Origin of the sequence: Catellatospora bangladeshensis (assembly GCF_016862575.1) — a bacterium.
Classification (GTDB): domain Bacteria; phylum Actinomycetota; class Actinomycetes; order Mycobacteriales; family Micromonosporaceae; genus Catellatospora; species Catellatospora bangladeshensis.
On sequence record NZ_BONF01000017.1, the window covers coordinates 39696 to 63269 of the forward strand.

The 23574-nt window shown below is 69.1% G+C and carries 15 protein-coding genes; 7 read left to right on the top strand and 8 right to left on the bottom strand.

Annotated features, from left to right (window positions below; all coding sequences use genetic code 11):
- Nucleotides 1-2: 2 nt before the first annotated feature.
- Complete coding sequence (locus Cba03nite_RS16460) at nucleotides 3-704, top strand: response regulator transcription factor (RefSeq protein ID WP_203746682.1); 702 nt, start codon at nucleotides 3-5, stop codon at nucleotides 702-704.
- Entirely contained in the window at nucleotides 701-2059 is a 1359-nt protein-coding gene (locus Cba03nite_RS16465) for a HAMP domain-containing sensor histidine kinase (protein ID WP_203746684.1), read from the top strand. The genes Cba03nite_RS16460 and Cba03nite_RS16465 overlap by 4 nt, the downstream gene beginning before the upstream one ends.
- 384 nt (nucleotides 2060-2443) lie before the next feature.
- Here Cba03nite_RS16465 and Cba03nite_RS16470 read toward each other — a convergent pair whose 3' ends face one another.
- From Cba03nite_RS16470 to Cba03nite_RS16505, 8 genes are all read right to left on the bottom strand, one after another.
- Nucleotides 2444-2863 carry an MmcQ/YjbR family DNA-binding protein gene (locus Cba03nite_RS16470; RefSeq protein ID WP_203746686.1) on the bottom strand — a complete coding sequence of 140 codons (420 nt, stop codon included), beginning with the start codon at nucleotides 2861-2863 and terminating at the stop codon, nucleotides 2444-2446.
- A gap of 563 nt (nucleotides 2864-3426) precedes the next feature.
- Nucleotides 3427-9519 carry an RHS repeat-associated core domain-containing protein gene (locus tag Cba03nite_RS16475; protein ID WP_203746687.1) on the bottom strand — a complete coding sequence of 2031 codons (6093 nt, stop codon included), beginning with the start codon at nucleotides 9517-9519 and terminating at the stop codon, nucleotides 3427-3429.
- A 1081-nt stretch (nucleotides 9520-10600) separates the two neighbouring features.
- Entirely contained in the window at nucleotides 10601-13273 is a 2673-nt protein-coding gene (locus Cba03nite_RS16480; RefSeq protein WP_239125789.1) for a fumarate reductase/succinate dehydrogenase flavoprotein subunit, read from the bottom strand.
- Nucleotides 13255-13935 carry an ABC transporter ATP-binding protein gene (locus tag Cba03nite_RS16485; protein ID WP_203746688.1) on the bottom strand — a complete coding sequence of 227 codons (681 nt, stop codon included), beginning with the start codon at nucleotides 13933-13935 and terminating at the stop codon, nucleotides 13255-13257. The genes Cba03nite_RS16480 and Cba03nite_RS16485 overlap by 19 nt, the downstream gene beginning before the upstream one ends.
- The gene (locus Cba03nite_RS16490; RefSeq protein WP_203746689.1) at nucleotides 13932-14777 is read right to left on the bottom strand and encodes an ABC transporter permease; all 846 of its coding nucleotides are present in this window, start codon (nucleotides 14775-14777) and stop codon (nucleotides 13932-13934) included. Before Cba03nite_RS16490 ends, Cba03nite_RS16485 begins: the two co-directional genes overlap by 4 nt.
- A complete protein-coding gene (locus Cba03nite_RS16495) occupies nucleotides 14774-16165 on the bottom strand; it encodes an ABC transporter substrate-binding protein (protein ID WP_203746690.1) in 1392 nt (463 codons plus the stop codon). The genes Cba03nite_RS16490 and Cba03nite_RS16495 overlap by 4 nt, the downstream gene beginning before the upstream one ends.
- A gap of 8 nt (nucleotides 16166-16173) precedes the next feature.
- Entirely contained in the window at nucleotides 16174-16401 is a 228-nt protein-coding gene (locus Cba03nite_RS16500) for a 4Fe-4S dicluster domain-containing protein (protein WP_203746691.1), read from the bottom strand.
- A 2-nt stretch (nucleotides 16402-16403) separates the two neighbouring features.
- Nucleotides 16404-17129: a GntR family transcriptional regulator gene (locus Cba03nite_RS16505; RefSeq protein WP_203746692.1), complete on the bottom strand. Its 726-nt coding sequence runs from the start codon at nucleotides 17127-17129 to the stop codon at nucleotides 16404-16406.
- 507 nt (nucleotides 17130-17636) lie between these two features.
- Here Cba03nite_RS16505 and Cba03nite_RS16510 point away from each other — a divergent pair.
- From Cba03nite_RS16510 to Cba03nite_RS16530, 5 genes are all read left to right on the top strand, one after another.
- On the top strand, nucleotides 17637-18386 hold the full coding sequence (locus tag Cba03nite_RS16510; RefSeq protein ID WP_203746694.1) for a hypothetical protein: 750 nt from the start codon (nucleotides 17637-17639) through the stop codon (nucleotides 18384-18386).
- Nucleotides 18383-19603, top strand: a complete 1221-nt coding sequence (locus tag Cba03nite_RS16515) for a hypothetical protein (protein WP_203746696.1) — start codon at nucleotides 18383-18385, stop codon at nucleotides 19601-19603. Before Cba03nite_RS16510 ends, Cba03nite_RS16515 begins: the two co-directional genes overlap by 4 nt.
- Nucleotides 19604-19869: 266 nt before the next feature.
- Entirely contained in the window at nucleotides 19870-21636 is a 1767-nt protein-coding gene (locus Cba03nite_RS16520; RefSeq protein ID WP_203746697.1) for a beta-1,3-glucanase family protein, read from the top strand.
- 328 nt (nucleotides 21637-21964) lie between these two features.
- A complete protein-coding gene (locus tag Cba03nite_RS16525; RefSeq protein WP_203746699.1) occupies nucleotides 21965-22900 on the top strand; it encodes a hypothetical protein in 936 nt (311 codons plus the stop codon).
- Between the two features lie 247 nt (nucleotides 22901-23147).
- Entirely contained in the window at nucleotides 23148-23567 is a 420-nt protein-coding gene (locus Cba03nite_RS16530; RefSeq protein ID WP_203746701.1) for a hypothetical protein, read from the top strand.
- The last annotated feature ends 7 nt before the right edge of the window (nucleotides 23568-23574 follow it).

The window sequence follows — 23574 nt, forward strand, 5'->3', positions numbered from 1 at the left end:
CCATGACACCGGGTAGCCAGGTACTGGTCGCCGACGACGACGCGTCCGTGCGCCAGTCCCTCGATCGCGCCCTGCGGCTGGAGGGCTACACCGTCCACCTCGCCGCCGACGGAGCCGAAGCCCTGGCCAAGACCCACGACCTTCGGCCCGACCTGCTGCTGCTCGATGTCATGATGCCGGTGCTGGACGGCCTGGACACCTGCCGGCGGCTGCGCCAGGCCGCCGACCACACCCCGGTGCTGATGCTCACCGCCCGCGACGCCGTCGCCGACCGCGTCGCCGGCCTGGACGCCGGCGCCGACGACTACCTCGTCAAACCCTTCGCCCTGCAGGAACTGCTCGCCCGCATACGTGCCCTGCTGCGGCGCACCACCCCGGCGGCCGCCGCCGACGACGCGCTCAGCATCGGCGATCTCACCCTGAACCGCTCCACCCGGCAGGTGCGCCGCGGCGACGTCGCGATCGAGCTGACCCGCACAGAGTTCAGCCTGCTGCAGACCCTGCTCGAACACCAGGGCCGGGTGCTGTCGCGCGCTCAGCTGTTCGAGCACGTCTGGGGCTTCGACCTCAACCAGTCGTCCAACAGCCTCGACGTGTACATCGGCTACCTGCGCCGCAAACTCGAAGCCGACGACCGCCCGCGCCTGCTGCACACCGTCCGCGGCGTCGGCTTCGTGCTCCGATCCGGCGAGCAGCGCCCGTGACCGGCAGGCCTTCGCTGACCAACCGGCTGACCATCATCGCCGCCGCGGCCGTCACCGTGGTGGCCGTCGCGGTCGGGATTCTGGCGCTGCTGGCCCTGCACCAGACCCTCATCTCGCAGACCGACCGTGAACTGCAAGCCATCGCCGCAGGACCGCTCAGCGACCTGACCCCGGCCACCGCCGCGAACATCCCGCCGAATCCGCTGGACGCCCAGCAGGACGTGCGGATGCAGATCCGCTTCCCGACCGGCACCATCACCGTGCCCCGCGCCAGCACGCCGCTGCCGTGGACCGCCGACGACGAGGCCGTCGCCTCCGGCGCGCGCGCCCGCAGCACGTACACCGCCGACACCGACCAGGGCCGCTTCCGGGTGCTGACGTTCACCGGCCCACACGGGCAGACCATTCAGCTCGCCCGTTCGCTGGCCAGCGCCGATGCCACCGTGCAGCGGTTCGGCACCCTCATCGCGGCGCTGATCGTCGCCGCGGCCGCCGTGGCCGCCGTCGCCGGCCGGTTCGTCGCCCGCGCCGGGCTGCGCCCCGTCGGCCAGCTCACCGCCGCGGCCACCCATGTCGCCGAGACCCGCGACCTGAGCAGCCCCATCCCCACCGCCGGCCACGACGAGATCGCCCGGCTCGGACAGGCGTTCAACCACATGCTCACCCGGCTCGGCGACGCCCAGCAGCAGCAACGCGACCTCATCGAGGACGCCGCGCACGAGCTGCGCACCCCCATGGCCAGCATGCGCACCAACGTCGAGGTCCTCATCCACGCCGGCGACCGCCTCACCGACGGCGACCGGACCGCCCTGCTGTCCGACCTCGACCTGCAGAGCGTCGAACTGGCCGACCTCGTCGCCAACCTCGTCGACCTCGCCCGCTCCCGCACCACCGACGAACCGATGACCGCCGTCGACCTCACCGAGCTGGGCGAGTCGGCGATCAGCCTCGCCGAAGCCCACTTCCCCCAGACCCGGTTCCGGCTGCACGCGCCGGACACCGTTACCGCCCGGGTCCGGCCGGCGACCCTGCAACGCGCCATGGTCAACCTGCTCGACAACGCCGCCAAGTTCGGGGCTGTCGGCCAGACCGTGGAACTGCACCTGAGCACCGGACCCGGGGCGTCCCGCACCGCGCATATCAGCGTCCTGGACCGCAATCCCGTCATCCCCGCCGACGAGCGCGAACGTGTCTTCCACCGGTTCCACCGGCTGGACACCTCCCGCGCCGTCGCCGGCTCCGGCCTCGGCCTGGCCATCGTGGCGCAGGCCGCCGCAGCCCACAACGGCACCGCCACCGTCACGCCCAGACCGGGCGGTGGAAACAGGTTCCAGATCGCCATACCGGCCACATAGGCCGCCCGCACGGTGAACTCCGCTCGTCACGGACATCCGAGCCGCGTCGTGAGCGCCGGGCCGGCTCCTTTCCGCTGGCCGGTCAGCCGAAACGGCCGCAGGCATCCCGCGCAGCGGCTTCTGCGGCCGGGCCGCCGCGGGCAGCAGCACATAACGCAGCTCGCCGCTGCCGACCATGCCCTGCACTTCGGCGAGAGTCGGCTGCGGAACCGTCGATGCTGATCACAGCCAGTGGCCTGTGGCCGATGACGCCACCGATAGCAGCCCTGAGTCCACGATGGGAGGCACCGGACTCATCGGCCGCAGACAGACATGGCGGTCGTATGCAGATGATCGGGACGTTGCAGGTGACGACGGCTTGCTGTCCCTAGTCCACCCTGTGAATCAGGCGCTCGGCGGGAGAATGACGACCTGGGCGGCGAGAAATCTCGGGGCCATCTCGCAGTAGCTGTCGGTGAGCAGTTCGGCGACCTCGGTCCAGTCGGTGTGGTCACCGAGGACGACAGCGGCCACGTTAGGGCCCCATGGGGCGCGGAAGAACGGGAAGCCGCGGGCGGTCAGGCCGAGCAGATCGTCGATGGGCGCGCGAAACGTCATCACAGTCGGCGCCTGGCCGGCGATCGTCAGCCGGGCGTAGTCCGGAAAACGCTTCGGGTCCGGCGTGTAGACGTGGCCGACAGTCCGCGCGCGGATCCGCCAGCGGACGCCGATCCAGGCCGGTTCCTCGTACGTTTCAGGCAGCCGTCGGCAGATCGGTCGCAGCCGCTCCAGGATCTGTGGTGGCACGTCTCCAGGGCCGGACATAGGCCGACAGTAACGGTCGGGAGCGGGGCGGGGTACGGCGGGAGCACGCCAGCGCCGAGCCTCGCGGATCCCCGTCTGCCTCGGTGTCTTCGTGGTCGGGCGGCTCGGCGAACGTGGCGGCCTGCTCGCGCCTGCGAGCAGACCGCATCTGCCGTCGTCGAGGGCCCCGAAGGTCAACCTCCGGGGCCCTCGACGGGTGTGTTGCGACCAGCCGCTAGAAGAGCTGGCTAGCAGCCTGAGAGCCGATCAAGCACTGGAGGCGGCCTGAACTGCCAGGATCGAGTCAGACGTTCGGGTGCCAGCGGCACGAGACGTTTGGATCCCGCCCTCTGTGGACCTCGTCTCTCTTGTAGACAGCTCACGCCCCTACTTGGTCCTCATACGTCGCCACGCTCGCGTGGCTGCGACAGCGCACGCGACCATGGCGACCACGGCCATCACGAGGTAGAAGACCAAGCCGATTCTCCGCCCAGCATTCTCCTCCCGCATTAGGTCCGCTACCAGCAGGGCGCTGACGGCCACCAAAAGGACGGCGCTGAGCCCATACCCGATCACGCGATGTATCACCAGCTGCATCCATCTCGGTAACTACCGGGCACGTAGCTAAGAAGGCCGGTGCCCCAGGGTCGGCTGAGCTGTCCGCACTTACCGGCCTCGTAGGCGCGATCGAACACCGAGCCCACCCAGAATAGATATCCGGCCACGGCTATCCCAGCGATCACCAGATAAGGCCCGACAGCAGCGCTGAGCAGGGCGGCGGCGATATGCTTCGCCGCCCAGACCACGCCGGCGCCCAAGGTGGCGAACACTCCCCAGGAGTCCAGCGGCCAGTCATGGAGCCAGTATCCCAGAAAGCGGGTCTCCGACTTGTTGAACAGGACCTTCTGACCCCACCAGTAGGACTTGCGCTTCCACAGGCCGGTCGTGTCGACACAGTTGACCGGGTCTGCCGCGCAGTACTCGTACGAATTGGCGTTCCCACCGTAAACTGCGTCGGTGGAGAGGAACCTGCCGCTGCCCGGGGTGTAGATCCGCGCCCCCATCAAGACGAATCCGCCAGGATTGTCCGCGGCACGTTGGGCATTGCCGAGCCAGCCGTAGCGCCGGGTGCCGACGCCTTCACTGGGCTGACCGGTCTCGGTGAACTGGCCGGTGTATGCCAGACCCGCCCCATTGTCGGTCATGCCGGCGACGAAGTCCCCGCGCATGTTGGTCAGCGACCAAACCTTTCCGGTCGCGGTCTGGACACCGGCTACACCGACGAGGCCGAGGACCGGGCGGGTATAGCTGCCGTCGCCTTCGTCGGTCCAAGACGGGGTGTCCACGTCGGCAGTGAAGTGGTTAGTCTTCGTGACGTTCGTCCCGGTCTGGTTGTCGGTCCAGGACCTGTACCGGTTCGAGATCACATCCAACGTGTACGTCGCCGTCCGGCTGCCCTGCGTGATCGAGCGGGCCATGTCGTTGGCGTGGTACGTCACCGCCGCTGAGCCGCTGGCGGGGATCGCGGTGTCCGAGCTGGGCACAGTCAAGGTCCGCCCAACGGTGTCGTAGGTGTAGCCACTCGAGGTGGCCCGATCCGCGCTGTCGAAGGACCACGTCGTGGTACCTGCCGGACTGGTGGTCTGGCAGTTGCCGTCGTCTGCCGGGCCGTAGTTCGTCAGGCCAGTGCGGTTGGTCGCGGTGTCATACGTGTACGCGCGGGTGGTGCACTGCCCGTTGACAGCGTCTCCCACACGTGTCAGCCGGCCCGCCTGGTCGTACCCGAATACCTGAGCCGACAGGCTGGAGGCGCGCGTCAGCCACTGGCCGTGGATGTTAGTGGTCACCTGCTCGTAATAGAGCGTGCAGTCGGCCTGGCCGCAGTTCGGCTGAGTGTAAGCCAGGCTGACGGTCTCGCCGATCTCGTTCGCCGTGGAGGTCAGGTGCATTCCGTTGGGCCAGACCTGGCTGGTCACGTTGCCGCCGACGTCGTAGGAGCCGGAAATGGTTCCGGCGCTCGAATCCGTCACCGATGTGACCAGCCCACGCCGCTCGCTTCCCTCATCGTAGGCGTAGGTGCGGGTTGCCTTGCCATCGTTCATCGTCAGCGGACGGCTCGCGATGTCGTAGGTGGTGATGGAGAGATTGCCATCGGCGTCGGTATAGCCAGCGTGCCGTCCAAGGCTGTCGTAAGTGCGAACGACCTCGGCCGTGACGAGCGACCCGTTGAGGGTCTGTGTGCGGGTCAGCCATCCGGTGGTCGGATCGTAGACGTTCTTCCTAACCTGCAGAGCCTCACCCAGACCCGGTGCGGATACGGCTGTCGTAGATGCCCGGCCGGCCAAGTCGTAGGTGGTCGTCGTCGTACGCAGAGTTCCTGCCGTGGTTGCTTCGGTGACCACGGTGGGCTGACCGTAATAGTCGTACTGGTATGTCGTGGTCGGTAGCGGAGAACCGGATGTCGGCTGGCCCGCCGCTGCGGTTTGGCAAACCATGCCTTCCCACTCGGCGTGCTGGCCGCACTGGGGATGGGCGCTGTTGGCGGCGCCGCTGTAGTAGACCGTGAGCCTGGTGGCCGGCGTGGTGTCGGAAGCGCCGCCGGCTGGTGCGGTCTGGCTCACGATCCGGCCATAGGCGTCGTAGCCGGTGCGAGTGATCTGGTTCAGACCGCCGGGATCCACCGTGACGGCAGTGGGCAGCCGAAGCGACCAGTCGTAGGACGTGTTGGTGGTCCGGGCATCCGCGTCCACCGGCATACCCATGGCGTCGCGGAAGCGCACGGATTCGACCTCAGAGGTGGGCAGGTTGAAGCTTCCGGCCGGAGCCCCCTGGTCGAAACTAGTCACGGAGTGTGCCCGACCACGTACCGCGGCTCCCGATGCCAGCGTGACATCATGCTCAGGCCCGAAGGTCTCGAGCAGTCGTTGACCATCTATGGAGAAGACGCTGATCGTCGAGATAGCTGCGGCCATCGCCGCCTCGTCGGCGATGCTGTCACTTCCGGAAGCGTCGAGCGCCTGCTGTCGATTGGCGGCATCGAGGCCACGCACGGCGTTGCCATACTGGTCATACCATACGGCCGAAATGCCACCCCCAGGTGCGGCGGTGTTGACGGCACGGCCGTTCGCGTCGAGGTAGGTCACCGTGGCGCGTTCGAAGCTCGAAGGCATCGCGCCTGCGGCCTGGTCCCCGTCGGGAACCTGAGTCGGCGGGAACACCGCCGCTGCTTCCACCGGCGCTTCGGTCTGGCCCCAACGAGCGGTCTGAGTAACCGACAGGTCATGAGGCGCGCCTGTTCCGGCCGTGGGCACGTGGTAGACAACCGTGGTCTTCGCGATGCCTGCACTGAGCGCCGAGCGTGAGACCTGACCGAGGCGGCCCTTCGCGGGATCGGTTGGGATCGTGCTGTACGTGAACTGCCACGGCTCCTGGGCGTTGGGGCGCATTTGCGTGAGGAGACCGTCGCCGTCGTAGTCGTAGCGCTCGGACAGGTGCTGGCCGTCGTGGTCCAGCCGGGGGTCCCACGACGCGCGCAAGCGGCCGTTGTTGTCGTAGGCGTACCGGGCGAGGACCTGGGTCTGCATTTCCGAATGGGTCGGGCTCCATGCGCTGAACGCGATCTCCTTGACACGTCCGGTCCAGTCGCCCCACACCGCTTCGTCTGTGCCTGTGGCGGTCGATGTGGCTGCATAGCTGAACGTCAGCGCACGACAGCCCTTAGCCGCGTCCGCCGTCAGGTCGCCGCAGTCTGTCAGACCGCCGGACGGGATAGGCGCGAGCATCCGCGTCGGCCGCATGACCTCGACACCGTCGACTGTCGCCTTCTCCCATGAAAGAGTCGTTGTCGTGTTCGACCCGGCGACGTTGACGGCGGTGGGCACGTACTGGCCGACAGCGGCACCTGTGGGCAGGGTGAAGGTGGTCACGGTGCCGTCGGAGTCGGTTATGGTGTACTTGTCACCGTTCGTGACGTACTTGAGGGTCAGCCCCTCCTTCCCCGGCTCGGAGTCGTAGTCCGCGCCCATGCCGGTGACGGTCTTCTTGGTGAAACCGACGATGGCGCCATCCGGAAGGCTCGCCTGAACCAGCGAGCCCGTCACCGTCAGACCCGTGTACGGCGCCTGCGCGCCAGCTGCTAGAACGCTCGACGTCCAGCCGGGGCCGAACATCGGGTCAGTGCCGCCCGCCTGCCGCGTGTTGAACATCCGGCCGACGGCCAGGGCCGCGACCGACACATCATTGGCAGAAAGAGTCGCATTGCCGGTGAGCAGGTTGACGTGTGCTGGACCGACCTGGGCCGATGCGGCTGACGCCCGGTTGCGATCCAAGGTCAACTTGACGACGCTGGAGGTACCGCCGCTGCCACCGACGAACACCGCCTGAATCTGCAGGGGACCGTCGAGGGCGTCGGGTCCGGCCTCGGCGTCGTTGACGGTCTTGGCCATGTTCCAGGTCAGCTTGGGGAAGCTGCCGACACCGCTGCTCGGGACAGGCCAGGTGACGGGACCACCGCCCGAGGCGACGGTGACGTCGGCGGCCGGAACGGTGGCCCAGCCGTCCGCGTCACCGCGGCGCCACTGGTAGGTCATCCCCGTCGCGGTCGGCTGCGCGGCACCCTGCAGGGCCACCCACCCTGCGGACGTGTCGCCGCTCACCGGGCTGACGATCGCGCCGTCTCCCACGTTGAATCCGTACTCGGTGATCGGAGACAGGTTGCCCGCCCGGTCTTGGGACTGCACGAAGAGTTTGTGCGGACCGTCCGCCATAGGCGTGAGGTTGATGCTGACGTCGGCACCGAGACTCGAGGCGCTGACGACGACCGTCGGCGGATTCGTGTCGAAGCCGTATGAATACGCAGACACGTCAGCGACGCCGGCCGCACCGATGACGAAGTCGGCGGCCGTCCCGGCGCTGCCGTGCCATTCTCCGGCTGGGTAGGTTGCCGACGACACGGTCGGGCCGGCATGTGGCGCGGTGACGTCGACCGTGAGTTCGCACCATGGAGACCAGTTGCCGGCAATGGTGGCATCGGCGCCACGCACACGCCATTGGTAGCTGCCACCGTCGCTGAACGCGCCGGCGGGCACGGTCGTCGTGAACCTGGTCATGGACGGCGCATAACCGGTGGTCGCTCCGCCGATCGCGGCGGTGCCGCCGACCGCCCACCATTCGAACAGCGCTCTGACCGGTGAGTTGTCTGCATCGGAGACGGTCGTGGCGAGCTGCGGCGTCGCGGTGTTGATGTAAGGCCGCCCGGTGCCGGTCGCGCAGATCGTCGACGGAGCGGTGGACCGGTTGGCGGTCATCGCGTACGTGGTGTAGTTGACCGTGATGGTGGGGTTGTTGCTGAAACGCTTGAACGCCGCCGGGTCCGTCTCTGAAGTGGCCCGCAGGCCGAACGTCATACTCGACAGATTGTTGGAAGCGGCCGCCCGAACCTGATTAACAATGTTGAATGTCTCAGGCGCACTGGGGCATGAAGAGCCGTTTCCGTGGGCGAATGTCTTCGACTGCTGCAGGCTTGTCCAGGACGGCTGGCCCGTGCTCCACTTCATGCTCGGCGAGATCGACCCCGTCGCCCAGAGCTCGACCGCTTTCGCCACGCAGGAGTACGAGAACGTATTGTTCGTGTTGAAAGTCGCCGAGGTCACGTACTTGTTGGCCAGCTTGCCGTTGATCGGCACGTTGAAGTATGAGCGGCGAATGCCGTTGTTGGTGACGCCCACACTGGCTTCGGCAGACGTGTTCCAGTAGCTCGTCGTCGGAAAGGCCGAGTCGACATAGCCCCAGTTGCCGCGGGACAGGCTCAGGCCCGGGTCGATGTATAGCGGCAGGTTGCCTGTAGGGCTGCTTAGCATCCCCTGGTCCGGGACCAGGCTTATCAGATGCGATGAAACGCTGGTAGTCATGGTCTTGCGGACCGGGAGACGGCCGGCGACGCGTGCAGCTGATCCGTCCGACAGGTCTTCGCCTTCCCGGACCTTAACCGGGACGTCACGCTGAGCTGCATCGTTCCACATCTGAGGTGCACTGCCCCGGAATACCTCGACGCCCTTCGCGTCGGCTACGCGCAGATTGCCGCCGGCCTCCTTCGCGACCTTGACGCCCTTAGTGGTCGTGGAGAAGTCCAACCGAGCTAGCTTGGGGTTCGCCGCCGCCTGGGGGGTCTTCACCACCAGCACTTGGGAGAAGCCCTCGACATCCGCCGTTACCTGCAGGTCGACGCCGGGGAGTACTTCTGGGTAGGTCGCAGTGTCTCCTGAGAGCACTGGTTTGGGCAGCGAAGCAACCGGAGCCCCGAGGCTCACCGACCTCCCGCTGTCGGTGATCGATACGAGAGCGCCCGAACCACCTCCGGAGAACGCGAGTGCCACCGCGGCCGCCTTCGGAGCCACACTGCCATCTGGACGAATCTCGAGACTGGTGTCGGTGGGCACCCATCGGCCGTTGCGCAGGACTCGGACGGGCCTTACGCGGTGTTCCCACTCCACCACTCCCTCGGGGGTGGCGAAGGCCTGATCGTATTCGTTCTTCAGGCTCGTGATTTCTACGCGCCGCCCGCTCACCCGAGCGGTCACCAGAGCCGCAGCCTCATCGGGCCGGGATAGCTCATTCCCCGATTTCGTCACAGAGTCACCAGCGCCGTATGCCTGTTGCGGCTTCGGCAGATCAGACATTGTGACAGCAAGCGCCGCTGTCAATAGCATCGCGATCGATCGCGTGGCCGACCACCGACGGGATACGTCAGAACCAGCCGAGAACACGCGCGAGCGCATGGCGGAATGACCCACCACGCCTCCAATTCGTTGCTTGAAGTAGAAATGGCTCGTGCACCTTAATGCCGCATAAGGGCGCTTCAGCAAGCAAGACAGGTGAGCAGAGTCTGGATGCAATCGGACAATTAGTCGCCGGCATATCGGCGAGAACGTTCGGCTGACCAGCACATCGTCCGTTACACGAATTATGTTATCGATCTAGATTGATGCGGCCCGCGCTGTCGCCTGAAGCGCGCGACAGCAACCAATTGCAGTCACGCTGAGTGAGCTGCACTGTGGTCGGACGTCGTGCTGGACGCGCTCTGGGTTACCGAACTCAACCGGCGTTCGGCGCGCTGGAGCTCTCGCCTGCCTGATTAACGCGGCTGATCGAAGCTGGCACCCGTCTAGCGCTCGGCACGTGACGGATAGCGGTGCCTGCCCGTAGGCCTCGGGCTTTCGCGAAGGTGTGCCTGCATAGTAGATCTTGAAAGTGAAAGCACCCCACATCTGGAACGATAGGACTTGTCGAGGACCCAAGACCATTGCAGGAGAGGCACTTCCCGCGTTCAAATTACCTTGTCACGCCCCAAGCTCGTCGTCACGGCCGACGGCCGCGATGTGCTGGCCTCGATGGGCTCGGTCGCGGACTGCTTCGACAACGCCCTGGCCGAGACGTTCTTCGCCATGCTCAAGACCGAATTGGTCTACACGAAGGCCTGGCCCAGCCGCCACGAACTAAAGATGGAGCGTGTTCTCCTACATCGAAGGCTCCTACAACCCCCGCCGGGCGCACAGCCTTCTGGGCAACCTCAGCCCTGACACCTACGAGGAGATCTACTACGAGTCGTTGGCAGACCTCGAGTGCCCCGCCGATAGGGGCCACTTCAAGATCCTGCTCGGTGCGTGTTATGCCTACAAGTCCCGTACCGATGACACGGACGCGTTCCGGCGGTGTGATGTCCCGGCGTGGGCGGTGAAGCTCACCTGCCACGCGGGGACATCACGTCAGGCGACGTCCCTGGGAGCGCACGCCTGCCGGTTCGGGTACGCCCCCCAGTGCTCGCCGGGCGTAGGCGCGCACGTCGGCGTCGACGTCGCCCAGCGCCTTCTGCAGCGCTGCGGCGAACACGTCGGTATGCAGCGCCATCGCCTGCACCGCGGCTTTACGGACGTCGGCGTTGCCGTCGACGGCCAGCACGGTCAACGCGTCCGGCCCGGCCGGGCCGAGTGCGGCGGCGGCTCCGGCCCGCACCTGCCAGGCGGGGTCGGCTGCCGCCTGCGACGCCAGCGTGGTGAGCGCCGCGTCCGAGTGGGCCGCCGCCGAGGTGAACGCGGCGGCGCGGACCAGTGGCTCGGTGTCGGTGGCCAGCACGGCGAGCACCTCGGTCCCGCCCACCGTCCGCAGCCCTTGCGCCACAGCCACGCGCACCTCGCGATCGGGGTCCGACGCGGCGGTGGCCAGACCGGCGGTGTCGTCCAGGCGGACCAGGCCTCGCACGGCCTGGAGCCGCACCCGCACGTCGTCGTCGGCCAGGTGCGCGACGAATTCGGGGGCGGTGCCGTCCCCGGTGTGCCGGAGCAGGTCGAGGGCGATCGCGCGGACGGCCGGGTCGGGGCTGCCCAGCGTGGCCCGCAGTGCGAGCCCGGCGGGCAGGACGTCGGCGAGTTCCTGCAGTCCGGCCACGGCCGCGCCGCGCACGCCCGCGTCGTCGTCCGACAGTGCTCCCACGAGCGTCTCAGGCGTGCCGTCCGGCGCCGCTTCCACGAGGGTGATCAGGGCGGTGCGGCGCACCTCCGGATCGGTGTCGGTCAGGTAGGGCACGAAGTCGGCCAGCGACGGGTTCTGCTCGGCCAGGCGTACGACCTCCAGCAGTCGGGGTGTGGCCTTGGCGGCGATGCCGCGAGCAGCCGTCGTGGTGGCCGCGCCGCGCCCGTGGTGCACGGATGCCTGGAGCACCTGGGGTGCCGCGTCGACCGGGGTGAACCCGTCGACGGGGAACAGGTACGGGTCGACGGGGCGTTTGACGAACTCCATCTGCCCTTCGGCGTCTTTGCGCAGGTTGAGGTGGTACAGCCACTGCTCGTCGTCGCGGTCGGTGTGGTCGAGCCGTTCGTGGTAGAGCCCCCACCTGCTCTCGGTGCGCATGAGCGAGGCACGGGCGGCCATCTCGGCGCAGTCGCGGATGAACGAGACCTCGACGCAACGCATCAGCTCGTGCGGGGTGCGCGCGCCCATCCGGGTGATGTCGGTGCGGATGCGTTCGAACGCCTCGACGGCGAGGTCGAGCTTCGCGCCGGACTTGGGCGGGGCGACGTAGTCGTTGACGAAGCGGCGCAGCTTGTACTCGACCTGCTGCTGGGGCAGGCCGTCCGGGTTGGCCAGCGGCCGGTAGATCAGCTCGTGCGCGGCCTCGACCTGGTCCTGCGGCAGCTCGCCGGGCACGGCGTCGAGCCCGGCGGCGTGGGTTCCGGCGAGGTCGCCGAAGACGAACGCGCCGATCATGTAGTTGTGCGGCACGCAGGCCAGGTCGCCCGCCGCGTACAGGCCGGGGACGGTGGTTGCGCCGTGCTCGTCGACCCAGACGCCCGAAGCGGAGTGGCCGCCGCACAGGCCGATCTCGGAGATGTGCATCTCCACGTCGTGGGTGCGGTAGTCGTGGCCGCGTCCGGCGTGGAACGTGCCGCGGGTGGGGCGTTCGGTGGTGTGCAGGATGCCTTCGAGCTTGGCGATGGTCTCCTCGGGCAGGTGGGACAGCTTCAGGTAGATCGGGGCGCGGTCGGTCGAAAGCTCCCGGGCCACCTCGGCCATCATCTGCCCGGACCAGTAGTCGGAGTCGACGAAACGCTCGCCCCGGTTGTTGACCTGGTAGCCGCCGAACGGGTTGGCGACGTAGGCGCAGGCGGGGCCGTTGTAGTCCTTGATCAGCGGGTTGATCTGGAAGCACTCGATGCCGGACAGCTCCGCCCCGGCGTGGTACGCCATCGAGTGGCCGTCGCCGGCGTTGGTCGGGTTCTCGTAGGTGCCGTACAGGTACCCGCTGGCGGGCAGGCCGAGCCGCCCGCTCGCGCCGGTCGCGAGAATCACGGCCTTGGCCGACACGGTCGCGAACTCGCCGGTGCGGGTGTGGAACCCGGCCACTCCGGCGGCGCGGCCGTCGGCGGTGAGCACCCGCACCGGCATGAGCCGGTTCTCGATCCGGATGCGGTCGCGCATGCGGCGTTCGCGCAGCACCCGGTAGAGGACCTTCTTGATGTCGCGGCCCTCGGGCATGGGCAGCACGTAGCTGCCGGAGCGGTGCACCTGCCGGACGGCGTACTCCCCATAGGCGTCCTTCTCGAACTTGACTCCGTAGCCCTCCAGCCGCCGGACCATGTCGTAGCCGCGGCTGGCCGTCTGGTGGACCGTCTTCTGGTTGACGATCCCGTCGTTGGCCAGGGTGATCTCGCGTACGTAGTCCTCGGGGGTGGCCTTACCGGGGATGACGGCGTTGTTGACGCCGTCCATGCCCATGGCCAGCGCGCCGGAGTGGCGCACGTGCGCTTTCTCCAGCACGATCACCCGCGCGCCGTGCTCGGCGGCGGACAGGGCCGCCATGGTCCCGGCGGTGCCGCCGCCGACGACGACCACGTCGCAGTCCAGGTGCAGGCGTTCGGTCAGGCTCGCAGGCTGCACAGGATCTCCTCCTTGGTGGCGGCGGACGCGTCGAGGACGGCTTCGACGCCGCGCGGGGTGAGGACGGCGACGCGGTCGGCGAGGATCAGCGCCTCGTCGACGTCGTGGGTGACGAACACGACCGTGGCGGGGTTGGCACGGTGCAGGTCGAGCAGCATCTGCTGCATACCGGCGCGAGTCTGCGCGTCCAGCGCCCCGAACGGCTCGTCCATGAGGATCGCCCGGGGCTGCGCGGCCAGGGTGCGGGCCAGCTGCACCCGCTGGCGCTGGCCGCCGGACAGCTGCGCGGGCAGCCGGGCGGCGTGCTCGCCCAGGCCCACCTCGGCCAGCCAGCGTTCGCTGTGCCTGCGGCGGTCGGGGACCTTGCGGATGGCCAGGGCCAGCTCGACGTTGCGGCGGGCGGAGCGCCACGGCAGCAGCGCGTCCTCCTGGAACATCAGGGCCCGCTCGCTGGACGGGCCGCGTACGGGCTGCCCGTCGGCGAGGATGCGGCCGCCGCGCGGTGGCAGCAGCCCGGCCAGGGCGCGCAGCAGGGTGGACTTGCCGCAGCCGGAGCCGCCGACCACGACGAGGATCTCGCCGCTGCGGACCTCCAGGTCGAGCCCGCCGACGACGGCATCGCCGCCGTAGCCGAGGGTCACGCCCGACAGTTCGAACCTCATCGTGTCCGATCCTTCAGGTTGGCGGGCAGCCAGCGGGTCGCCCAGCGGCCGGCGCGTTCGACGGAGGCGGAGGTGAGCCAGCCCAGCGCGCCGATGGTGAGCATCCCGACGAGCACCCCGGGATAGTCGACGATGGTGTACGCCTTCCAGGTGCGATACCCGACGCCGTAGTCACCGGAGATCATCTCGGCGGAGATGACGCAGATCCAGGACACTCCGATACCGACGGACAGCCCACTGAACACCCCGGGCAGTGCCCCGGGCAGCACGACGCTGGCCAGGGTGCGAATGCGCCCGCCGCCGATGGTCGCGATCGCGTCCTCCCAGACCGTCGGCAGGGCCCGCACGGCGTGGCGGGTGCTTACCAGGATCGGGAAGAACGCCGACACGAACGTGATGAACACGATCCCCTGCTCGTTGGTCGGGAACAGCAGGATCGCGACGGGCACCAGCGCGATCGCGGGGATCGGGCGCACCACCTCGAACAGCGGTTGCAGGACGTCGGCCAGCAGCCGGGAGCGGCCGATGGCGATGCCCAGGCCGATGCCGAGCACGGCGGCGATGCCGAAGCCGGTGAGGATGCGCACCAGGCTCTGGGCGACGTCCTCGTAGTGGACGGGCTCGCCGAGCTGGCGGACGAGCTCCCGCCACACCTCGACGGGGGTGGGCAGGCGGTCGAAGCGCACCCACAGCCGCACGTCGCCCGCGGTGACCCACTGCCAGGCCAGCACCGCCGCGGCCAGGGAGGTCAGCCGGACCGCCCAGCGGGCGCGGTATCCACCGCGCCGCCCGCCGGACGTGGCGGCGGGCGGCGCCTGGGTCTGCTCCAGCAGGGCCGTCATGCCTGCTCCAGCGCCTGGGCATAGGTGACCAGCCGGGCGCCGGGGTGCGTGGCGGTGTAGGCGTCGGCGGAGGAGCGGGTGACGAACGGCTTGAAGCGCTCGTCGGCGGGCGCGGCCGGGTCCTGCACCCACAGGCTCTTGTCGGCGAACCAGCGGGTGCCGGTCAGGGCGTCGGGTACGTAAGCGACCCGGGGCTTGTTCGCGCGTACGGCGCGCAGCAGGCACGTCGGGGTGGCGGCCGGGACGGTGCGCTCGGCGTCGGCGGGCCAGATCTCCCCGGCCAGCGCGGGGTCGGTGACGGGGCGGCCGCAGACGGCGTCGGTGCCCGTGATCGCCGCGCGATTGGCGGTCTGGCCAAAGTCGGCGTCGTAGCCCTCGCCGTAGACGGCCTTGAGGTAGCTGTCGTCGACGAACGCGGCCAGGTCGATGGACTGCAGCACGCCGATGGACTTCAGGAACGGCACGTCGTGGGCGTGCGCGTCGCGCAGGGCCTGCTTGAGCTGGACGTCGAAGGTGACCTGGCCGCCGGCGCCGTTGTAGAGGTAGACCACCTCGGGCGGCAGGCCGGTGGCGTCGGCGACGGACTTCGCGGCCGCGAGCGGGTCGTTCCACAGGAACGCCGTGGCGTCGATCTGCGCCTTGAGGAACGCCTTGACCACGTCGGCGTGGTCCTTGGCGTACTGCTCGCGGACGACGACACCGTGGAAGGTGGGCACGTCCAGCGCCCCGCCGTCGTAGAGCGGCCGGGCCTCGCCCCGGTGCACCAGCAGGGCGGGCCACGCGACGAACTGGGACAGCGCGGCGACGTTGCCCGACTGCAGGGCGGACGCGCCGACCTGGGGCACCTGGTTCTCGACCTTGACCCCGGTGACGCCCTGACGTTCGAGGGCCTGCACGAGCGTGCCGTGCGCGGCCGAGCCGACGCTGGTGGAGACGGTCTTGTCCTTGAGCCCCTTCAGGTCGGCGATCGTGGCCGTGGGGGTGGTGACGACCATGTTCAGCGCGCCGCGGATGTTGTACCCGGTCGCCGAGACGAGCTTGGTGCGGGTCTCGGCCTGCTGCTGGCCGCGAGAGCCGTTGATGAGCAGCGGGTAGTCCCCCATGGAGCCGATGTCGATCTTCCCGGCGATCATCTGGGCGGTGATCGGCGCGCCGGTGTCGTAGTCCTGCCAGACGACGTGGAACTTCCGGCCGGTGATCTCGCCGAGTCGCTTCTCGAAGAAGCCCTGGGCCTTGAGCAGGGTGCCCGCGGTGACGGTGTTGATGGTCTTGGACTGGTAGCCGACCACAACCTGCTCGGCGTCGCTGTCGGCGGCGTTGCCGGCGACGGTGCATCCGGAGGTGGCCGCCACGGCTGCGGCGAGGGCGAGGATCGCGACGATACGCATCAGGGGTCTCATCTCAGCAAGTAGGGCATGTTGACGGTGACGGCCCCGGTGGGGCAGCGGGCCGCGCACGGGCCGCAGTACCAGCACTCGTCGACGTGCATGTACGCCTTGCCGCTGGCCGGGTCGATGGCCAGCGAGTCCAGTGGGCAGACGTCGACACAGAGGGTGCAGCCGTCGATGCAGAGGTCCTGGTCGACGATGACCGGGAGATCGACGCGCTGGTGGGCCTGGGCCATGGTCAGCTCCTGCACAGCTGGGCGCGCATGGCGAGACGGTCGCCACGGAAGCGGATGGATTCGAGGTCGACGGGTGTGCCGTCGGCGAGGTGGGTGAGGCGTTCGAGCATCAGCAGCGCGGCGTTGAGCTCCGTGCCGAGCAGGCCCGCGCTGTGCGCGTCGGCGTTGACCGCTTCAAGGGTGAGGTCGGCGGTGCCGAGCGGCTGGCCGGTGATCGCTTCGAGCAGGACGAAAATGTCGCGGTGGGCGAGGTCCTCGTCGAGCAGGGGCTCCCCGACGACGCGGGGCAGGTAGGTCAGATCGAGCGACAGCGGCACGCCGTTGAGGCTGCGGATGCGTTCGATGTAGACGACGCGGTCGGTGGTGCACAGACGGCGGGCGACCCAGGTGGGCGGGTCGATGAGCTCGGCGGCGCGGACCTCGTTGGTGACGGCGCCGTGCTCGTGCAGGGTCTCGTTGAGGCCCATGAGGCGGTGCAGGCCGTGGGGGTACTTCTCGCCGCAGGTGGTGGTGCCCAGGCCCGGGGTGCGGTCGACGAGTCCCTCGTCGCGCAGCAGCGACAGGGCCTCGCGCACGGTGTTGCGGGACACGGCGAACTCGGCGCCGAGGTCGTCCTCGCCCGGCAGGGCGCCGTGGGCGAAGTCGCCGGCGACGATCTGGTGGCGCAGCACGTCGGCTACCTGGCGGGCGCGGTCGGTCCGGCGGCGGCGCGTGACATCGACTGTCATCAGGGGGAACCTCCTGTCCGGTCGATACCCTACTAAACCGATAGGATTAGCGGAATACCACCGGAACTACGCCACCTGACGACTTCTCCGCACCCACTCCGAGCTGCCCGGACAATGCTTCAAGACCGCAGTTGCGCCACCTTCGGCACCGGCCTCCGGACAGTGAAACGGCCCCTACTCCGCCGCCACGCGCAGACGTAGTGGGCCGCGATCGATCCGGGAAGGCCTACATGCTGGACGCCGGACCGGCTCCGAGCGCCGCGACCCGCGCTGCCTAGAAGGGCTGGTCGGCACCGAACGGCACGACGGCCTGCGGGCGGCGAAACCTGTGCCGGTGGTGCCGTGGTGGACCACGGCGGCGCAACGGTCCGGTGCCATCGCCGGTTCAGTGTTCGCGTTGGGTGGCGTTCACTCACGCCCCTCGGCCGATCGGGCAAGGCCCCCGCCGCGCGGATGCCGCATACGGTTAAGCCTGCGGTCGCCGGGGCGAGTAGAGGAGTGCAAGCCGTGACCCTGCGAGCACGGTCGCGCCGTCTGGGCGCCTGGTGGCGGGAGGCGGGTAGCGCGGCCCAGCTCGGCGCGGTGGTGGGTGTGCTCACCGCGCTGATCGGCGGGGTCTGCGCCGCGGCGCAGCTGCTCGGCGGCGAGGACCCGCCCGCCCCCGCGGCCTCCGGGCCGGCGACACCGCGGCTGGAGTACGCGGTCACGCTGCCCGCCCTGGAGAACCACTGCACGTCGTCGTGGATCGTGCCGCGCGATGTCGCCGACGGGACACCGTTCGACCCACGCGAGGTGCCCGCCGACGGCGTGCTCGGCAGCGGCAGCGCCATCGAGATCGTGGCGCAGGAGACCACCGGCCGCACGGTGGTGCTGCACGGGCTGCGGGCCCAGGTACGAAGCCGCGGCCCCGCCGCGCCCGGCAGCCGCCTGACCCACGGCGGCTGCGGTGGCACGCTGCAGCAAGCACTGCTCCGGATCGACCTGGCCACGCAGGCAGGCGCGGCCGTGCCGCGTGATCCCGCCGCGGCCGCGCCGTTCCCGTGGACAGTCGCCGAGCACGACCCGGCGGCATACTCGGTGAAGATCGAAGGCACCGGCCGGGTCGAGTTCGTGCTGGTCCTCGACTGGTCGTGGGGCGGCCGGCGGGAACAGACCATCATCGACGACGCCGGGCGGCCGTTCGTGGTCAGCTCGGCCGAGCAGGCCACCGACATGTGCAGCTTCCAGCAGACGTGGCGCGCGGGCAGGTGCGAATGAGGCGCGCTTCCCTGGCGCTACTGCTGGTGCTCGCCGGATGCGCCGCCGAACCCGGCCCGGTGACCCCGGCGCCCCAGCCGACCACGGCCGCCTCGCCCCCGGCGATGTTCCCCCGCTGGCAGGCGGTCGTCGCTGCCGGCCTGCCCAGCGGCACCGGAGCGTTCGAACCCGAACGGGTGGCCGCCGGGAGGCACGGCTTCGCGATGCTGTCCACCGACGAGTACGGCCGCCAGGGCCTGTTCTTCTCCCCCGACGGCACGACGTGGACCCGCAGCGTCAACGCATTCGACCGGCAAGCCCGCGACCTCGCCGCCGACGGGCGGGACGTGTACCTGCTGGCCCACGACACCTACGCCACCGCGGCGACCGTGTGGACCATGGACGAGGGTGGCGCGTGGGCGCGCCCGCAGACGCTGCGCTCGCGCCTCGGTCCCGTCGACAGCCCGGGATCGTGGGCGATCACGGCCGGACCGCGTGGTGCCTTCGTGGCCCACGTTCCCGACGACAGGCGCGTCGTCGAACTGTGGGCCGACGGCGGCAGCGGATTCGAGCGCAGCGAGGCCGCCACCGCCGACCTGCACGCCGAGCAGCGCCCTTACAACCGCCTCAGCCTGCAACTGCTGACCACGGCGGCCGGGCCGGTGCTGGTGTATGACCGGTACGGCACGCTGTACGCGGCCACCGCCGACGAGCTGTTCGCCGGAGTGCCCCAGGCGCTCCCGCCGAACGCCAACGTGAACCGCGTCGCCGTCAACGGCCGCAACTGGGTGGTCGACGGCTGGCTGTACGAGCCACTACGGCCCGGCGATCAGGGATACCTGGCCGATGACCCCACCGGCCAGAACGACCGCTTCCGGCCCGTCACCTGGTGCGGCGACGGATCCGGCGGGGTCGCCGCCGCCCGCGTGGACGCCGGGCGGCTACCCGATCTGGGGGTCACGGGCGGGCACGAGGCGGCGTCGATCCGCCCGTTCGGGACCGGGTTCCTGATGGTGGGCTCGACCGGCAACAGCACCAATCAGACGACGACGCCGGGGCTGTGGTGGTCGCCGGACGGCTGCGCCTGGCACAAGGAACAGGTACGCGCCAACGGCTTCGAAGCCGCGGAGCGCTTCGCCGACTTCGCCACCACCGGAGGGAACACGCTTCTCGCAGGCGGGCTGCGCGGCGCCGAAGGCCCGCAGACCAAACTCTGGCTGGGCTCGGGTCCGCAGTAGCCGTGCAGAGCCGCGCACGTCCAGCACGTCGCGCAACCAGGGTTAGGCGTGCTCGTCTGTCAGGATGGTGGTCCAACCCCGGCGAGCGGATCCCTGTCGCTCTGAGAGCGCTCTCACCAGTAGATCGTGAACGAGGTCGTCGGTTCTCATCAATGCCATCTTTCTCCGCTGTGGCCAGCACGGGTTGACTTGATCTGCGCCCAATGGGTATCAAAGACATCTGATAGAGCGCTCTCGTGACACCGTCCCGTCTCGAGAAGGTCACCATGCACACGACTTCGCACCGCAGGGCCATGCCCTGGCGCACCATGAAACTCCTGGCGGCGGCCCTCGCTGCCCTGGTGGCTGGTGCCCTGCCAGCCGCGCCCGCGCACGCCGCGCCGGACTACGCGCAGGGCGTCACCGCCGTCGACGCGACGCAGGCGAAGGTGTGGTTCACCCCCACCGTCCCCGCGACCCTGGTCGACCTGCACTACCGGCTGCCAGGCCAGGGCCAGCAGGACTTCCGCATGACGAAGAACGGGTCGACCTGGGAGAAGACCGTCGGCGGCCTGTCGGCCGGGACGGTGCTGGAGTACTGGTTCACCTACGAGAAGTCCGGCCCGCTCTACGACACCCCGCATTTCACCTACACCCACGGGGGCGGGGGCGGGACCATGGTCGCGACCCCGGTGTTCAACCCGCCCGGCGGCGCGTACGCCGCTGCCCAGAGCGTCACCATCAGCACCGCCACCGCCGGTGCGGCCATCCGCTACACCACCGACGGCAGCACCCCGACCGCGAGCTCCACCCTCTACAGCGGACCGGTCAACGTCGCCTCCACCCGCACCCTTAAGGCGATCGGGATCAAATCCGGCCTGACCACCTCGGCCGTGGCCACCGCGGTCTACACCATCGGCGGCGGCGGGGGCGGCGGCAACGGCACGTTCCCGGTCACGTTCGTCAACAACACCCGCGGGACGTGGACCAACAGCCAGGTGTACGTGACGTTCATCGGCCAGGTCACGCCGGGGCAGTGGTCGTACCTGAAGGCCGACGGCACCGTCACGCGCATCAACCACCTGGAGGAGACCGCGCCCGGCCACCTGGTCAAGAACGGCCGCAACTACGCCAACATGTCGTTCACGCTGGCCCAGGCCTCGACGGTGACCTTCCCCAACCGGATCGAGGGCGGGCGGATCTACCTGTCGCTGGGCTCGCCGATGTACATCCCGATCTCCGCCGACGACCGCGGCTGGGGCGGCCCGGACCTGCTGAACCCGGCCGATCCCAACGCCGACGTCTACTTCGACTGGTACGAGCTGGGCTACGCGTACGGCCAGTTCGGGTTCGGCGGCAACACCACCCAGGTGGACCAGTTCGGCTTCCCGATGACGGCGCGGCTGCAGCAGGCGTCGACCGGCTACGACCAGACCGTCGGCATCACGCAGACCCGGGCGCAGGTGCTGTCGGGCTACCAGGCGGGGGTCGGCACGGCCTTCCGCGGGCTGGCCAACCAGTACCGCATCGTCGCCCCGCGCACGTCGCCGGTCTTCAAGCCGGGCGGCGCCCAGGCGAACTACCTGCAGGGCGTCATCGACCAGGTGTGGAACTACTACACGGCCAACACCTGGACTGAGAACGACCACGGCCAGCTCTACACCGGGCGGGTGGTCAACGGTGTGCTGACCGGCACCAAGAACGACGGCACCTCGTTCAGCGTGCCGAAGCCGACCACGGCGCAGGTGTTCGAGTGCTCCGGGGCGCTGGCGGTGCCCCCGCCGGCCAACGACACCACCCGGGCCGTCGGCCGCGACTTCTGCGCGGCCTTCAACCGGGGCGTCGCGCAGAACCCGAACACCGCGGACTGGTTCGACCCGGCGAAGTACTACCCGGCGGGCTTGAAGAACGACTACGCGGCCTACTTCCACGCCATCAGCCTCGACAAGCGGTCGTACGCGTTCGCCTACGACGACGTCAACGACCAGAGCTCCGTGAAGATCATCGGTAACAGCAACCCGCCGAGCCTGCTCACCCTGGCCGTCGGCTGGTAGCACCCAGGTCACCGGCGAGCGTCGCAGACCCCCGAGTCGCGGCGCGCGGCGGGATCCGGCCGGTCCGCGCACTCCGCGCGGACCGGCCGGACCGGGGTAGCCGGAAACGGATCCGCGCCCTGTGCGAATGGGAACGCCTCCCGCTGGAGAGCCCGCCGTGCCCTGCGGACCCGCCCAGGCGAAACGCCTCATGCGGAAGCTGGGTGCAAGCCGGACCGGCGCGCGCTCCTACCGCCTGACTCCCATCGTGTGGGCGGGAGGTATCCAGCGGCGACCCGACGCCCCCTGTATCGATGCACACGTCCCTCGGATGCAGAGGAGCACCGACATGGCTCGACGGATACGAACGGCGGCGACAGTATTGCTGACGACGCTCGCACTGGCGTTGACAAACCCGCTGGCAGCACACGCTTCCGGTGCCACTGCCGACGTCATGTGGTTCAACCCGGCGTCGGGGGAACTGTCCACGTGGATTCTGGACGGCGCGGGCCACGTGCTGGGCACCCGGGCGCTGGACTGGCGCTGCGACCGGGCCTCCGGATGCGCCGACCAGTGGAGACCGGTCGGTGGTGCGGACATGACAGGCGACGGCGTTTCCGATCTCGTCTGGTTCCACGAGGTGACGGGCACCCTGTCGATCTGGCACCTTGACCGCGCGGGTCACGTGCTGGGCACCCGAACCGTCAGCTGGCGCTGCGCCCAGGCCGACTGCGGCCGTCAATGGGACCTCGTCGGCCTGGCCGACGTCGACCGCGACGGCCGCACCGACGTGACGTGGTGGAACGGGCAGACCGGTGACGTGTCCACGTGGCTTCTCGACACGTCCGGCACCGTCCGTGGCACGCAGGCGCTGGACTGGCGCTACGCCAACGGCAACCCGTACTGCCAGGGCTGGCGGCCCCTCGCCGTCGGTGACCTCACCGGTGAGGGCGTCGCGGACTTGCTGTGGGTCAACAATGCCGACGGCGCGCTGTCGGTCTGGCATCTCGACGGCTCAGGCCATGTCCTGGGCACCAGGTCCCTCGGCGTGAGCCCCGCCGGTTCCTTCGGCTGCCGCGGGGCGAGCTCATGGCTGCTCGGGCTCACCGACGTCGACGGCAACCGCTCCACCGATGTGGTCTGGTACGCCTGGCACGCTGGGTTGGTGACGAGTTGGCTGACCAACTCCGCGGGCACCGTCGTGGCGACCCAGCCGGTCGACTGGCGTTGCGACGCGCAGTCCGGATGTGCCTACGACTGGCACGCGGTGGCGTTGATGCATTGAGCGCGAACTCTCCGCCGGACTCCGTTCGGATGTCCGGGCTCGCTCGGCTGTTCCTCGAGCAGATCAGCCCGCGCACAGGGCCAGCGCTGAATGTCACGGCTCTGCCCGCAGTGCTGATCGGTCACTGCCGGCAACAGTTCCAGCAGGTCACGGCCATGCCCCGGCCGTCCCGGACACGGACAAGCGCACCCGGCCGCGGATGTCCACCTGATACTGTTATGGAACGTTTAGCGGGGAAGGAAATGAAATGAGCGACGATTCGTTCAGCCAACACCCGTACGTCGACGGCGTCCGTCCCGACCCGGCTGCGGCGCCGCTGGACGTCAGAGAACTGGTGGGTTTCGCAGGCAACAGCAGCAGGCCGGGCTACCAGCGGATCTACCTGACCTTGGCGCTCGACTACTACGCCGAGTTCGCCACCGGTGATCTGCTGTATTCGACACAGGTGTCCGCGGACGCGTCGCCGTTTCCCGGCCACGAGGTGAACGCCGTCACCGTGCGACGCGACGCGCCCATCGATTACACCTGGACCAGCCACGGCCAGCGGACGACCGATTTCGACCTCGACGCCCGGCTGGAGGCGCTGCCCCGGGATCTGTTGGGGCCCTTCGAACCCCGCCGGACCGAACCCAGGTTCACCTGCCCGAGCCGTCTTTGCCCGCAGTGAGTCGTAC

Excerpts from the sequence above, each read along its gene's own strand:
- Cba03nite_RS16460 (WP_203746682.1), top strand. The coding sequence starts at position 3 with ATGACACCGGGTAGCCAGGTACTGGTCGCCGACGACGACGCGTCCGTG.
- Cba03nite_RS16470 (WP_203746686.1), bottom strand. The coding sequence starts at position 2,863 with ATGTCCGGCCCTGGAGACGTGCCACCACAGATCCTGGAGCGGCTGCGA.
- Cba03nite_RS16475 (WP_203746687.1), bottom strand. The coding sequence starts at position 9,519 with ATGTCTGATCTGCCGAAGCCGCAACAGGCATACGGCGCTGGTGACTCT.
- Cba03nite_RS16485 (WP_203746688.1), bottom strand. The coding sequence starts at position 13,935 with ATGAGGTTCGAACTGTCGGGCGTGACCCTCGGCTACGGCGGCGATGCC.
- Cba03nite_RS16490 (WP_203746689.1), bottom strand. The coding sequence starts at position 14,777 with ATGACGGCCCTGCTGGAGCAGACCCAGGCGCCGCCCGCCGCCACGTCC.
- Cba03nite_RS16495 (WP_203746690.1), bottom strand. The coding sequence starts at position 16,165 with ATGCGTATCGTCGCGATCCTCGCCCTCGCCGCAGCCGTGGCGGCCACC.
- Cba03nite_RS16500 (WP_203746691.1), bottom strand. The coding sequence starts at position 16,401 with ATGGCCCAGGCCCACCAGCGCGTCGATCTCCCGGTCATCGTCGACCAG.
- Cba03nite_RS16505 (WP_203746692.1), bottom strand. The coding sequence starts at position 17,129 with ATGACAGTCGATGTCACGCGCCGCCGCCGGACCGACCGCGCCCGCCAG.
- Cba03nite_RS16515 (WP_203746696.1), top strand. The coding sequence starts at position 18,383 with ATGAGGCGCGCTTCCCTGGCGCTACTGCTGGTGCTCGCCGGATGCGCC.
- Cba03nite_RS16520 (WP_203746697.1), top strand. The coding sequence starts at position 19,870 with ATGCACACGACTTCGCACCGCAGGGCCATGCCCTGGCGCACCATGAAA.
- Cba03nite_RS16525 (WP_203746699.1), top strand. The coding sequence starts at position 21,965 with ATGGCTCGACGGATACGAACGGCGGCGACAGTATTGCTGACGACGCTC.
- Cba03nite_RS16530 (WP_203746701.1), top strand. The coding sequence starts at position 23,148 with ATGAGCGACGATTCGTTCAGCCAACACCCGTACGTCGACGGCGTCCGT.